The 12,187-nt window shown below is 59.4% G+C and carries 13 protein-coding genes, 1 tRNA gene and 1 pseudogene; 8 read left to right on the top strand and 7 right to left on the bottom strand.

Annotation, left to right across the window (positions count from 1 at the left end):
• Positions 1-2 precede the first annotated feature (2 nt).
• The 5 genes from GGQ99_RS07925 (at position 3) to GGQ99_RS07905 (ending at position 3,822) form a co-directional block, all read left to right on the top strand.
• Positions 3-557, top strand: a complete 555-nt coding sequence (locus GGQ99_RS07925; protein ID WP_183261840.1) for a YceD family protein — start codon at positions 3-5, stop codon at positions 555-557.
• Between the two features lie 105 nt (positions 558-662).
• Positions 663-1,730 (top strand): phosphate acyltransferase PlsX, encoded by a 1,068-nt coding sequence (gene plsX, locus GGQ99_RS07920; RefSeq protein WP_183261838.1) that lies wholly within the window; start codon positions 663-665, stop codon positions 1,728-1,730.
• Positions 1,731-1,741: 11 nt separating this feature from the next.
• Entirely contained in the window at positions 1,742-2,713 is a 972-nt protein-coding gene (locus GGQ99_RS07915; RefSeq protein WP_108608482.1) for a beta-ketoacyl-ACP synthase III, read from the top strand.
• A gap of 131 nt (positions 2,714-2,844) precedes the next feature.
• A complete protein-coding gene (locus GGQ99_RS07910; protein ID WP_055971437.1) occupies positions 2,845-3,168 on the top strand; it encodes an integration host factor subunit alpha in 324 nt (107 codons plus the stop codon).
• Positions 3,169-3,282: 114 nt separating this feature from the next.
• Complete coding sequence (locus GGQ99_RS07905; RefSeq protein ID WP_183261836.1) at positions 3,283-3,822, top strand: MerR family transcriptional regulator; 540 nt, start codon at positions 3,283-3,285, stop codon at positions 3,820-3,822.
• 543 nt (positions 3,823-4,365) lie between these two features.
• On the opposite strand, the gene GGQ99_RS07900 is transcribed toward GGQ99_RS07905, so the two are convergent.
• On the bottom strand, positions 4,366-5,670 hold the full coding sequence (locus tag GGQ99_RS07900) for a hypothetical protein (RefSeq protein WP_183261834.1): 1,305 nt from the start codon (positions 5,668-5,670) through the stop codon (positions 4,366-4,368).
• A 195-nt stretch (positions 5,671-5,865) separates the two neighbouring features.
• Positions 5,866-7,002, bottom strand: a complete 1,137-nt coding sequence (locus GGQ99_RS07895) for a helix-turn-helix transcriptional regulator (protein ID WP_183261831.1) — start codon at positions 7,000-7,002, stop codon at positions 5,866-5,868.
• Between the two features lie 158 nt (positions 7,003-7,160).
• Between GGQ99_RS07895 and GGQ99_RS07890 the strand changes: the two are divergent.
• Positions 7,161-7,860: pseudogene (locus GGQ99_RS07890) on the top strand (SOS response-associated peptidase).
• 122 nt (positions 7,861-7,982) lie between these two features.
• Here GGQ99_RS07890 and GGQ99_RS07885 read toward each other — a convergent pair.
• Positions 7,983-8,660, bottom strand: coding sequence for an outer membrane protein (locus GGQ99_RS07885; RefSeq protein ID WP_183261829.1), 678 nt, complete (start codon positions 8,658-8,660; stop codon positions 7,983-7,985).
• 386 nt (positions 8,661-9,046) lie between these two features.
• Here GGQ99_RS07885 and GGQ99_RS07880 point away from each other — a divergent pair, with 386 nt between their 5' ends.
• Together GGQ99_RS07880 and GGQ99_RS07875 are read left to right on the top strand one after the other, a co-directional pair.
• Entirely contained in the window at positions 9,047-9,271 is a 225-nt protein-coding gene (locus tag GGQ99_RS07880) for a hypothetical protein (RefSeq protein ID WP_183261827.1), read from the top strand.
• A 393-nt stretch (positions 9,272-9,664) separates the two neighbouring features.
• Positions 9,665-9,741 (top strand) — tRNA-Pro (locus GGQ99_RS07875).
• 127 nt (positions 9,742-9,868) lie between these two features.
• Here GGQ99_RS07875 and GGQ99_RS07870 read toward each other — a convergent pair.
• The 4 genes from GGQ99_RS07870 to GGQ99_RS07855 form a co-directional block, all read right to left on the bottom strand.
• Positions 9,869-10,123, bottom strand: a complete 255-nt coding sequence (locus GGQ99_RS07870; protein WP_183261825.1) for a DUF1344 domain-containing protein — start codon at positions 10,121-10,123, stop codon at positions 9,869-9,871.
• A 305-nt stretch (positions 10,124-10,428) separates the two neighbouring features.
• A complete protein-coding gene (locus GGQ99_RS07865; protein WP_183261823.1) occupies positions 10,429-10,665 on the bottom strand; it encodes a DUF1344 domain-containing protein in 237 nt (78 codons plus the stop codon).
• Positions 10,666-10,759: 94 nt separating this feature from the next.
• Complete coding sequence (locus GGQ99_RS07860; RefSeq protein ID WP_183261822.1) at positions 10,760-10,996, bottom strand: DUF1344 domain-containing protein; 237 nt, start codon at positions 10,994-10,996, stop codon at positions 10,760-10,762.
• A gap of 775 nt (positions 10,997-11,771) precedes the next feature.
• Complete coding sequence (locus tag GGQ99_RS07855; RefSeq protein ID WP_108608477.1) at positions 11,772-12,008, bottom strand: DUF1344 domain-containing protein; 237 nt, start codon at positions 12,006-12,008, stop codon at positions 11,772-11,774.
• Positions 12,009-12,187 lie beyond the last annotated feature (179 nt).

The following is a 12,187-nucleotide window of genomic DNA, read 5'->3' as shown; positions in this document are numbered from 1 at the left end:
CCATGAAATTTGATGAGACCCGAAGCCCGGTTTCCTTCCCGGTCAACATCGCGCGGCTGCCACAAAAGGGCATGGCCGTTGTCGTAGATGCAGATGCGGCGCAGCGCGCAGCTCTTGCCGAGGCCCACGACCTGGTGTCGGTAGAACGCTACAAGGCGGACCTCTTGATCACCAAATGGAAGCGCAACGGCGTCAAGGTCAGCGGCCGCGTGCAGGCTCGGATCACCCAGGCATGCATCGTCACGCTCGACCCGGTCGAAGCGACCATCGACGAGGATATCGAAGGCGTCTATCTGCCCGAAGATTCCAAGCTTGCCAGGCAGGGCTTCAATTCTGCCGGCGAAATCCTGCTGGATGCCGATGGTCCCGACAGCCCGGAAACCTTCACCGGCGACACGATTGACGCAGGCGCCCTTGCCGAGGAATTCTTCGGTCTGGCCATCGATCCTTATCCGCGCAAGACGGGTGCTGCGGTCGCCAGTTCCGGCGACGACGACATCGAGCCGATCGAGAGCGAATTCCAGAAAAAGCTCCGCCTCATATCCAAGAAACTTTGAAAACGCCCGCCGTTTCGCGTAATCCCGGTTGTGCGGTCGTCCAGAACCGCTATTTTCGCCGGACTTTTGCCTGCCCTGCGACGCCAACAGTGAGATGACCGACGCGTGATCAAGATTTCCATTGATGCCATGGGTGGCGATCACGGCCCTTCCGTGATCATTCCCGCCTTGGCCAAGGTCGCCACCAGGCGCACCGATATTCGCTTCATCATCTACGGCCGCGAGGAAGTGGTTCGCCCCGAATTGGCCAAGCATCCGCGGCTGGCCGCCGTCAGCGAGTTCGTTCACTGCGAGGTTGCGGTGAGGATGGACGACAAGCCCAGCCAGGCGCTGCGCCAGGGCCGCTGGAAATCCTCGATGTGGAAGGCCATCGAGGCGGTCAAGTCCGACACCGCCGATGCCTGCGTGTCCGCCGGCAATACCGGCGCGCTGATGGCGATGTCGAAATTCTGCCTGCGCACCATGGCCACCATCGATCGGCCGGCGATCGCCGCCCTTTGGCCGACGACGCGTGGCGAGAGCGTGGTGCTCGATGTCGGCGCGACCATCGGTGCCGACGCCCACCAGCTCATCGATTTCGCCATTCTCGGCACCGGCATGGCGCGGGCGCTGTTCGGCATCGAGCGGCCCACCGTCGGCCTGCTCAATGTCGGCGTCGAAGAGATCAAGGGCCAGGAGGAGGTCAAGGAAGCCGGACGCATGCTGCGCGAGGCCAACATGGCATCGATGACCTACCAGGGCTTCGTCGAGGGCGACGATATCGGCAAGGGCGTCACCGACGTCGTTGTCACGGAGGGTTTTTCGGGCAACATCGCGCTCAAGACCGCCGAAGGCACCGCGCGCCAGATTGGCGGCTATCTGCGCGAAGCGATGAGCCGCACGCTGATGGCCAAGATCGGCTACATCTTCGCCAAGGGCGCATTCGACCGCCTGCGCGAGAAGATGGATGTGCGTCGCGCCAATGGCGGCGTGTTCCTCGGCCTCAACGGGATCGTGGTGAAGAGCCATGGCGGGGCCGACGCGGACGGCTTCGCTGCCGCCATCGAAATGGCCTATGATATGGTCCGGAACCGGCTGCTCGACCGCATCGAGGCCGATCTGGATTTGTTTCATGCACGCAACCCACATGCTCAGATGGGGCGCCCCGCTGCTGCGGTCGAAGATCAGGAATAGGATTTTTCAAAGTGATCAGATCAGTTGTGCGCGGCATCGGTTCGGCGCTGCCCCGCCGCATCATGAAGAACGCCGATTTCGAAGGCATGGTCGAGACCTCGGACGAGTGGATCGCCCAGCGCACCGGCATCCGTCAGCGCCATATCGCCGCCGACGACGAAACGACGGCCTCGCTGGGCGAGGCGGCCGCCCGTGCCGCCCTTGCCAATGCCGGCTTGACGCCTGACGACATCGACCTGATCGTGCTGGCGACCTCGACGCCCAACAACACATTCCCGGCGACCGCAGTCGAGATCCAGAACCGGCTCGGCATGCGCCACGGTTTCGCTTTCGACATGCAGGCGGTGTGCAGCGGCTTCGTCTATGCCGTCACGACTGCCGACCTCTACATCAAGGGCGGTCTTGCCAAGCGCGTCCTGGTCATTGGTTCCGAGACCTTCTCGCGCATCCTTGACTGGAGCGACCGCTCGACCTGCGTGCTGTTCGGCGATGGTGCCGGTGCGCTGGTGCTCGAGGCCGAGGAAGGGCAGGGCACTATCGCCGACCGTGGCGTTCTGGCGGCCAGCCTGCGCTCCGACGGTACCCACAAGGACAAGCTCTATGTCGACGGCGGGCCGTCGACGACCGGCACGGTCGGCCATCTCAAGATGGAAGGACGCGAAGTCTTCAAGCACGCAGTCGGCATGATCACCGACGTGATCGAGGACGTTTTTGCCCAGACCGGCGTTTCTGCCGACACGCTCGACTGGTTCGTGCCGCATCAGGCCAACAAGCGCATCATCGATGCCTCGGCCAAGAAACTCGGCATCGCCGAAGACAAGGCCGTGGTCACCGTGCATCTCCATGGCAACACATCCGCCGCCTCGGTGCCGCTGGCGCTTTCCACCGCCGTTGCCGACGGCCGCATCAAGAAGGGCGATCTCGTCATGCTTGAAGCCATGGGCGGTGGCTTTACCTGGGGTGCCGTCCTTCTCAGGTGGTGATTTCGGCGCCTCGGCAAGCCCGTATGGCGTCCGCCCCAAGGTCATGGCATCGGTCCTTGACCTTGACGGATCAATTACTTAACCTCCGCCGCGTTTGCTGAATTTCAGATTTTTGAGGATTGGACCGTCGCATGGGGGGAAAGACACTTACGCGTGCCGACCTCGCTGAATCCGTCTACCGGAAAGTCGGCCTTTCGCGCACCGAATCGGCGCAACTGGTCGAAACGGTTCTCGACGAAATCTGCGAAGCGATCGTGCGCGGCGAGACAGTCAAATTGTCGTCTTTCGCCACATTTCATGTCCGCGACAAGAACGAACGTGTCGGCCGCAACCCCAAGACCGGCGAAGAAGTGCCGATCCTGCCGCGCCGGGTGATGACCTTCAAGGCGTCCAACGTGCTCAAGAGCCGTATCCTGCGGGCTCACCAGAACGGCAAGTCGAAAGCCGCCAAATAGCGAATACCTCGCTCTAAACGGTTGAAAGCCTGGTGCGTGATTCGCACCGGGCTTGAATGTTGCCGCGCAAACCGCTGAAATGAATCACGAATCGTTTTTGCGAAAGTGGCGACCATGGACAAGAGCCCCGACGCCTTCCGCACCATAAGCGAAGTGGCCGAAGACCTCGACCTGCCGCAGCACGTGCTGCGCTTCTGGGAGACGCGTTTCACCCAGATCAAGCCGATGAAGCGCGGTGGTGGCCGCCGCTATTACCGGCCGCAGGATGTCGAGCTCATCAAGGGCATTCGGCACATGCTCTACGAGCAGGGCTACACCATCAAGGGCGTGCAGAAGCTGTTGCGCGACAACGGCAACCAGTTCCTCGTCGCGGTCGGCAGCGGCGACATGAAGGCTGTCGAGGCGATCGCACAGCGCAAGCAGGCCGAAGCACCGATGACGCCCGCAGCTCAGCCGCGCGGCGCCGACGAGGAGATGCTGGTCGGCGAGGCTCGGGCCAAGCCGAGCCGCCGTTTCTTCGGGCTTGGCAAGGGCGACGATGACGGGCCCGTTGCCGCCGACAGCGGCAAGCTTTCCCGTGACAATCGCGCCCTGCTGCAGGAGGCCTTGTTCGACCTTCTCGAGTGCAAGCGGCTGCTCGATCAGGTGCGCTGAAACGGCTCCACTGGGATTTTGGCCAGCGGCATCAATATCTTGCCTGGCGATGGAGAAGTTTGGCGGGAAAGCCGCCGAATTGGGTTGACCAGGACGCCATTATCAAGATACATCGCGACCGGTCCGGAGTGTAGCGCAGCCGGGTAGCGCACTTGACTGGGCGGTATAGTCTCTCAGCGCGCTTTATTCAAAGAATCCAATGCATTCTGATCTGTCGCTGCACTCGTTGTGGGACTTTTCGTGGGGCTGGTTGCTTCCAGCGCAGCACGCACGTCTTCTTTCATCGCATGGCATATTTGGTGGTGGTCGCGACGTCGCGATGGCCCAGCAGCTCCTGGACGCTCTTGCGCAGCACGCACGTTGCGACGCGCCTGACGCTCATTCGCCCGCGGGCTCCGGCCGGCGAGGCTATTGCATTTCAGGTGCAAGCAAAAACCCGCGAGGCCGGGGCTAGGGGAGTGTGTACCCCTCAAAGCCGGTAATTCAGCCTGACCGTTGTCGTGTGGACATCGATGTCGGCTTCGGCGTTGTCTGTAGCATTACCTAGTTGATTGCCTGTCCGAAGTTGGATCCGCTCATATTGGCTGAATAGAGAACACTATTTTTGCCCAGCCAATATGTCCCATTGACTACGTTTTCCCAGTAAAACCCAGTGTTTCCAACGCCTATCGTCGTTCCGCCCATATATCCAGAAAACGCACTAACGTCTTCATATCGCTGAAATTGCCCCAGCTGATTGTAAACTGCTCCGCGCCCCGAAATATCAAACCTGACATACCAGAGGTCGTCGGCGCCATTTCCGAATTTGTTGTAGTCAGGATCTTCGGCAACAGTGATGCGCGTGCCGTCGGCACCGAAGAACGTACAGCCGGGTGTCGCTTCGACAGTCTGGCACACGTCACCGTAGGCGGTCACGAAGGGGAAGGTGACCTTGGTGACCGTCGAGGTGCGGGCCGTCTTGGGAACGCCAGGCATCGTCAGTTGGGCATATTGCATCTGCCGGTCGAGGCGGTCGGCCAGTGCGCCGTCGGCCTCGGATGTGCTCGGTCCGAACTCCATGGAGAGCCTTGCACCGGCATAGGCCCCTTCGGTTGCGCCATCACGATAGCCGGCATAGACGGATGCAATCAGGTCGGAGTCGAAACGATAGCCCAGCCCAATCTGTCCGCCGTCGCCGAAATTTGGCGAAGTCCAAGCGGAGCCTTCGACCGAAAGCTTTCCAAAGGCCTTGCTGAAGTCGATCTTCGCAAAGATTCCATCGTCGCCGTTTTCAACGGCCAGTTCATAGCCTAGCTTTGCATCTACCCTCAGTGTCGGGTCGAGGTACGTTTCCAGGCCAGCCGAAATGCGGGCTCCACTGGCGCCGTCGAAGCGTGTTTGGAAGATTGGCGTATCCGCCAGCAGGACTGAGGGACTGTTCCAGCCGTCGACGCCAAGGGAAATTTTTGATGAGCCGTTGAGACGCAGATCAAGGGAACTCGCGATGCTCCAGGTGTCTACGTTTTGATCGGTGGCCAATCCGAAGACATTGTCTGCATCTTCGCGAACGAATTGACCGGTGATGCTAAAACCCAATGCCTCGCTCAGATTTGCAGCGCTGCCGAGCATCAATCGTTCAAGGCCATTCCCCTTCTCCGCGGTCGCACCGAACGCGATTGGGAGATCGGCAAATGCAGCAACGATTCGTGCACTGAGCCGCTCTTGGAACTCATCGTTGGACACCTGCCCGTCGATCGTTATTCGGACCGATTTCCGCTTGTCATCCGAGTGTGTGTCTTGGGCGCTGGCCGCAAAGGTTCCTGTTAGCCACGCAGCCGACGCTGCGAGAGCCAATTTCTTCAATTCCATTCTAATCCCCAGCCCAGCAGTCACATCGGCCTGAACGCGCGATGCGCTAACCTATGCGCTTGGACAAGGTCTTCGCATCACCTAGGTGGGTTACGTGTGCCGTGATCATATTAGATCGGGCCGGCCAGAAGACATGTGTTGGCAAAATACCCGAGCCAAGCGTTGCCAAACCTCGATCCATCGACCGCAACTTTGTCAAAGGCGTGGGTGTTCGCGTGCAATCAACACTGCGAGCTGGCTTTGCCTGCTGGTTTCGGTTTTCGCATAAATGGACTTCAACTGCGTCCTTACCGTATTGATGCTGATCGACCGGATGTCGGCATACTCGCGGGGGGAGATGCCCTCCGCTATAGCCTTGGCCAGCGCCAGCTCCGCCGGCGTCATCCCGTATCTGTCGAGTGATGGAACATCCGAATTTGCGCATTCCGTTTGGCGGTGGAAAACCAACATTGCGACCGGATGGTCTTCGAATAGACAATCGAACATCAATGACTTGGCATTGTGACGAACCGGGGCGAGGATCGCTTGCAGAGGCGAGCCGGTTGCACATCGAACTACGAAGTCCCGCTGCAATTGCGCGTAATTTGCCCTGGCCATTGCGCCCAAAGCAGCTTGCAGCGCCGCATCGGCCTCCAAGTCTAGCAAATGCATGTACCCCGCACGATCGACGCGGATTATCGTATTTTCCCGACGCAGTGCATCGCCAGCCCGGTTGGAGTAAGTGATCCGCCCCGACCGGTCGATAAAGAACATCGCATCGTCCGCAAGCTGGGCAGTGGCGCGATAGTCTTCACCATTCACCAAGGTAGGGACATGGCGCAGCAAGTCGAATGAACGCGAGATGTGAGGTCCAAGAAGGTCGAGCAACCGGCTCAATGGTGCTCGCACCCATTCGGCTTCCTTGCATCGTATGTTGCCTGATAGAAACAGAAGTCTGTCTGGAGCGTTGTGCAGGACGATGGCACTGGCCGCCACAAGCCCCTGAGTGCTGAAATAATCATTGTAGAATTCGGTCCTGAAGAATTCATCTCTGTCGTAAAGCTGTTCCGACTGAACGACCTTCCCGGTCGATGCTTTGGCCAAGCCTGGTGCCCAGACATTCTTGGCCGCATAATACGCGTCATAAGCGCTCAGGAAATCGGGATCTGTTTTGGACGACACCAATCCAAGGCCAGCGCTGGCGACAGCGTCATGCGCTTGCAAGCAGACTATCGTTCCACCCAGAAAGCCCGCCAAATTCTCGACGAACAGCGACCATTCCCGAGGGTCCAAACCTGCTTGATAGACCGAATGGACGAGATTATTGAAGTCTTCCAACGTGATGCTAGACATATTTGCCGCGTCGCTCTCACTCTATTGAGAGTGATATGGATTCGACTTCGTTCCGTCAAATACGACGCCGCCTGCTCGATACTTGGCGCACCAACTGCAAGATGGCCCTAGTCCTGTCGTCTCGATTGCTCCGGTGGAATTGATGGGTATGCTGGCCCATGTGCGGCCGCGTCTTTGTCAAATCGACCCTCGCCGAAATGCTGCGTAGCTTTCGCTTCGCCGATCCAACAGCCGTTGGTGGCCTCGACAATGCCTTTCCGCGCTACAACGGCGCGCCCCAGCCTGACCTATCCCATCATCGTGCAGGATGACGCGGTGAAGGGCAGCGCGATGTTCGTCTCGGCCAAATGGGGGTTGATCCCATCCTGGCAGAAGGAAGCGGGCTCGAGGAGGCCACCGTCGATCAATGCTCGTTCCGGGACCAACGCTACCAGTGGCATGTTCAAGCGCGCCTACGCCTCCAGGCGGTGCCTGATACCGATCGACGGCTATTTCGAATGGCGGGACATCCATGGCACGGGCAAGGACAAGCAACCCTACGCCATCGCCATGAAGGACGGCTCGCCCCTTCGCGCTGGCCGGCATCTCGACATCTGGCGCAACCCTGCCACAGGCGAATTGGTACAGACCTTCTGCGTCGTCACCTGTCCGCCGAACGAACTGATGGCGACGATCCATGACAGGATGCCGGTCATCCTGGCACCTTCCGACTATGCCCGGTGGATCGGGCCAGAATTGGACCCTGCCGACCTGATGAAGCCGTTCCCGTCGGACCGGATGACGATGTGGAAGATCGGCCGGAAGGTCGGATCACCGCGAAATGACACGCCCGACATTCTCGACCCGATTGAGGATTGATCTCGTCTGCCCGGCGAATAGACCGGATGCATGACGACAGCGCAGGTCCGCGCTATGTGAATGGCAATCTCCGAATACAAAAACCCCGGCCGGAGCCGGGGTTTGATTGCGTGTCGGCTATCTTAGAACCTGTAATTCACCCCGAGGCGAACAGTGTCGAATTTGGTTTCCGATTTAAAAAAGTCGTTTGCGAGTTCGGTCCACCCCAGATCGACGTGGAGATACTCGGCTTTGACGGACCAGTTTTGGTTTAGCGCATATTCAACGCCAGCACCGGCAGACCATCCAATGTTCGTGTCGGAGACGTAGAAAGCCGAGTCATCGACGATCTGCGACTTGACCCGGCCAATAGCGAGACCGCCAGTTCCGTAAACCAACAGATTGTCAAAAGCATAGCCTAGTCGAGCGCGGGCGGTAGCATACCAATCTACGTCGGTCGTACAGGCGTCGGAACCGCAGCCCCAGCTGCTACCGTCCGGCTGACCCAAGTTGCCCGGGCCAAAGGCTCCGTCAACGCCGGAAATTGAGAGGTCGGCCTCGATGCCGGCGACCCAGTTGCCTGCGAACTGCACGTTGTAACCGGCTGTAAGACCGCCGGCAAAGCCGTCCACATCAAACCAGTTGGAGGTGGCGCCGTCGTCAAATCGTGTATCGCCCCAGCCGTAAGCAGCCTGAAGGCCAACATATCCCCCGGTCCAGATGAAACCGGCGGAAACAGGAGCAACTTCCACAGTATCGGCTGCAAACGCAGCGCCCGAGACAGCGCACAGGAAGGTCGCGGTCAATAGAATCGATTTCATGCCCCACCTCATTATTTGACGGTTCTATAGCGCTCGCCAAATGCGTGCGCAACCTGCGGTCTCCCTTCCCGGTTGTGAAAATATGCACAGTTGTAGCGCTGCAACACTCCGTCCGAGGACGGTATATTAGCGGCTGTTGACTTCGCAAGGCATTTGTTCCTATTTCGTTCTCATGCCGCAGTCGAACAGATCCGAGCCATATCCGCTTGCGGCGACGTGGACGTCGATTCCCTTGCCCTTCGGATGGTTTGCGAGAACACGCCGACTGGGACGCGCGGCAATCTCGACGTCTCGCGGTTAGTGCCGACTGCTGGCGAGGCTGTCGGGTTGAAGATCCGCAAACTCGTGGCGATCAAGATCAGGCGCATCCCTGTGTGGAAAGAAGAATGACGTCCTCCAAGAAGCGCGAGAATTCAAAGCGCTGGTACATCCGCCAGAACTTACCGCATCAGGTCGCGCTGCCGAACGACCTGTGCTGCATGGAGAACTACGATCTCCTTGAGCGGTATTGCCGGCGCTTCGAACCCCGCCCCAAGACCCAGCAGGTCACGGGCAATATGGCCGAACGGCAAGCAAGAGGACTTTCGGCTTTGCTTCGCGACCAAGGCTGACGCTGACGTCTTTGCGGCTGAGTTCGAGGGCACGCATTTCGATCCTGCCAAGGACCGAGAGGGCGGCCGCGTCAACGGCGCCTGGCTGCGGAGCGACGAATGGAAGCTGGTCGAACGATGCGGCCCGCTGCAATTGCCGCGGTTCTTTCGGGAATACGGACGGTAGGCCTCCAAGGCTGTCGCCATCACCAACTCTTTGACCGCGCCAGCGGGGGCAGGGGGCGATTCGCAGTCGCCAGATATCCACAGAACGGGCCGCGAACACTGTGGGACTTTTCGTGGGACTTTTCGTCTGGCTTGATCCCACATTGCCGGAAATGATCGGCTTCTGTTCTCGGCGAGCGTTTTAGGCCTTGCGCCGCAAACCCTGAATATATATGGCTCCCCTCGGTCCGGAGTGTAGCGCAGCCCGGTAGCGCACTTGACTGGGGGTCAAGGGGTCGTCGGTTCGAATCCGGCCACTCCGACCATTATATCCCTTCCCCTGATTTCCATTTGCATTGCGAGCACAACGGCTCGCAACGGTGTTCCGCAAGAACGCCATGGACGCTTGCGCCCATGGCGTTGATCGTAGCGTGCCGCTGACGGCACCGGCAGTCACATCATCGACTGCGGGCTGACAAAGACGTTGCGGACGACGTCGCCTTCGTCGTTGAGCAGGATCGTCACCTTCTCGCCCACCTTGATCGACGGCAAGGCAACGTCGCGCGGAATCGTATAGCTGCCGCCATGATCCAGGGTGATGACGCGAGCGCCGGCATTGAACCGGGCGACGATGCCGCTGGCGTCGGATGCGAGGGCCGAGCCTGAAAAAAGGGCTATCGCGGCGGCGGCAAGAATGAGCTTGTTCATGATCGTAACTCCCTATGGTGGTTGTTGAGGTCCGGGGCCCTGGGGCACCTCGGGTGACATCTACAACTACGACCGGCAGCGTCCGCTTGTTGCTGCCGCCGCGGTAAACTCGGGACACGTTTTGATCACGCGATCTTGCCCTGCGCGCTGAAACCGGAATGGAAAGTCATCGTTCACGCGCGACGCCTGGGCCGGCGTTGAAGCAATGGCGCTGATCGTGGAAAAAGAAAAAGCCACGGGTGGGGGCCCATGGCTTTTCTGAGTCTGACAGGCCGACGGAAATCGGCCTCTCGATGCGGCCTCACTTAGCGGAGAACCGCCCGGACCTTGTCGCCTTCGTCGTTGAAATGGATCGAGACGGTTTCGCCGGCCTGGATCACGGGCAGGGCGACGTCACGCGGAACGGTGTAGCTCTTGCCGCTCTCCAGGGTAATGACGCGCGTGTCCGCATTGATGTTGCCAACGACACCACTTGCAGTCGAGGCAAATGCGGCGCCGGTCATGATCGAAAGTGCAGAGGCGGCGAGGATGATCGTCTTCATTTTCGTATTCCTTTCATAGGTCCGTAGCGAGGCCGAAATCTTTGTCGGGCTGCTATTTCTTGTTGCAGGTCACCAAGTCTCGGAGTCGCCGCACTTAGCGGAGGACGGCCTGGACCTTGTCGCCTTCATCGTTCAGTTGGAGCGAGACGGTGTCGCCGGCCTGGATCGCAGGCAGGGCAACGTCGTGCGGGATGGTAAAGCTCTTGCCGCTTTCAAGAGTAATGACACGGGTGCCTGTGTTGATATTTCCAACAATTCCGTTAGCTGGCGAAGCAAAGGCAGCGCCTGCCATGATAGAAAGTGCCGATGCGGCGAGGATGATCTTGCTCATTTTCGTATTCCTTTCATTTTTTCGTAGCGAGGACGAGGCGTTTATTTCGTCATTTCGCTTACCACAATCAGATAGGTGCCTATCTCTGTGATTGCTACGGGCCGGGTGGTCACTCTGATTCACAAAGCAGTCACGCCGTGTTGAGCCGGCAAATGGTGCCGGACTGTTCACAAAAGCGGCTCCGTGTGTGCAATGGCCGGCTGCGGATGTGACTCGTTGCGGTGGATGCCCGAACTCTGGTGGCCGGCGCTGCCGGTGCGGAATTGGTGCCTGCGCCTGGTACAAAGGGGCAGGCGATGCCGGGGGCGCTGGCTTTGGGGCTGCCGGCAGGCGGTGATGGGATTTCCGGCGGATGAGTGCGGCGGGCGCCGAGAGAGCGGGTTGCTCGGTGGCTATCCGGAAGTCCAAACGCAAAGAAGGGCCGATGGCCTTCTTTCGCAGGCTGCTATCTCTTGATGCAGGGCACCAAGTATTGGGGTCTGGCCGCCGCACTCAGTGGAGGATGGCTGGACCTTGTCGCCTTGCGGTCGCGGGGCGTGGACGAGAGGGATAGGGAGGAGGGGCTTCAGCCAGCCAGGCAAGGGAGGCGCCGAGCATGCGGGTGCCTCAAGGCGCAGTCGTTTGCGGATGCGTTGGGTTCTAGCTGTTGGCCCATCGCATGTTGCCGGTTGCCCGGGCGCCAAACGCAAAGAAAGCCATGGGTGGGAGGACCCATGGCTTTGTTTTGGCAATCGCGACAGTTTGATTGGGGCATCAAGCCATCGTTGGTGGCGGCTTAGCGCAGAACGCTCTGGACGCGGTCGCCTTCGTCGTTGAGTTGGATCGAGATCTTTTCGCCGGCCTGGATCGCGGGCAGAGCAACGTCACGCGGAACGGTGTAGCTCTGGCCGCTCTCGAGAGTAATGACGCGAGCGTCGGCATTGATCTTGGCAACAACACCGTCAGAGGACGAAGCAAGTGCAGCGCCGGTCATAAGAGCAAATGCGGAAGCGGCGAGGATGAGCTTGTTCATTGTATTATTCCTTTCACTTTTCGGTAGCGTGGCCGGAATTTTTTGTCGGCCATTTCGCTTACCACAGACACATAGGCGCCTATCTGTCTGATTGCCACTGGCCGAGCGGTAACTCTGTGTCACAAATCGCTCACGGCAATTTGAGCCGGCAAATGGGTGCCGCAACGTTCGCCAAGCCG

The organism is Aminobacter niigataensis (assembly GCF_014200015.1).
Lineage (GTDB): Bacteria > Pseudomonadota > Alphaproteobacteria > Rhizobiales > Rhizobiaceae > Aminobacter > Aminobacter niigataensis.
This window is presented reverse-complemented; position numbering and strand designations above follow the sequence as displayed.

What these genes read in the sequence shown, in the direction of transcription:
- GGQ99_RS07925 (WP_183261840.1), top strand. Translation starts at nt 3, where the DNA reads ATGAAATTTGATGAGACCCGAAGCCCGGTTTCCTTCCCGGTCAACATC.
- GGQ99_RS07910 (WP_055971437.1), top strand. Translation starts at nt 2,845, where the DNA reads ATGGGGGGAAAGACACTTACGCGTGCCGACCTCGCTGAATCCGTCTAC.
- GGQ99_RS07905 (WP_183261836.1), top strand. Translation starts at nt 3,283, where the DNA reads ATGGACAAGAGCCCCGACGCCTTCCGCACCATAAGCGAAGTGGCCGAA.
- GGQ99_RS07900 (WP_183261834.1), bottom strand. Translation starts at nt 5,670, where the DNA reads ATGGAATTGAAGAAATTGGCTCTCGCAGCGTCGGCTGCGTGGCTAACA.
- GGQ99_RS07895 (WP_183261831.1), bottom strand. Translation starts at nt 7,002, where the DNA reads ATGTCTAGCATCACGTTGGAAGACTTCAATAATCTCGTCCATTCGGTC.
- GGQ99_RS07885 (WP_183261829.1), bottom strand. Translation starts at nt 8,660, where the DNA reads ATGAAATCGATTCTATTGACCGCGACCTTCCTGTGCGCTGTCTCGGGC.
- GGQ99_RS07880 (WP_183261827.1), top strand. Translation starts at nt 9,047, where the DNA reads ATGACGTCCTCCAAGAAGCGCGAGAATTCAAAGCGCTGGTACATCCGC.
- GGQ99_RS07870 (WP_183261825.1), bottom strand. Translation starts at nt 10,123, where the DNA reads ATGAACAAGCTCATTCTTGCCGCCGCCGCGATAGCCCTTTTTTCAGGC.
- GGQ99_RS07865 (WP_183261823.1), bottom strand. Translation starts at nt 10,665, where the DNA reads ATGAAGACGATCATCCTCGCCGCCTCTGCACTTTCGATCATGACCGGC.
- GGQ99_RS07860 (WP_183261822.1), bottom strand. Translation starts at nt 10,996, where the DNA reads ATGAGCAAGATCATCCTCGCCGCATCGGCACTTTCTATCATGGCAGGC.
- GGQ99_RS07855 (WP_108608477.1), bottom strand. Translation starts at nt 12,008, where the DNA reads ATGAACAAGCTCATCCTCGCCGCTTCCGCATTTGCTCTTATGACCGGC.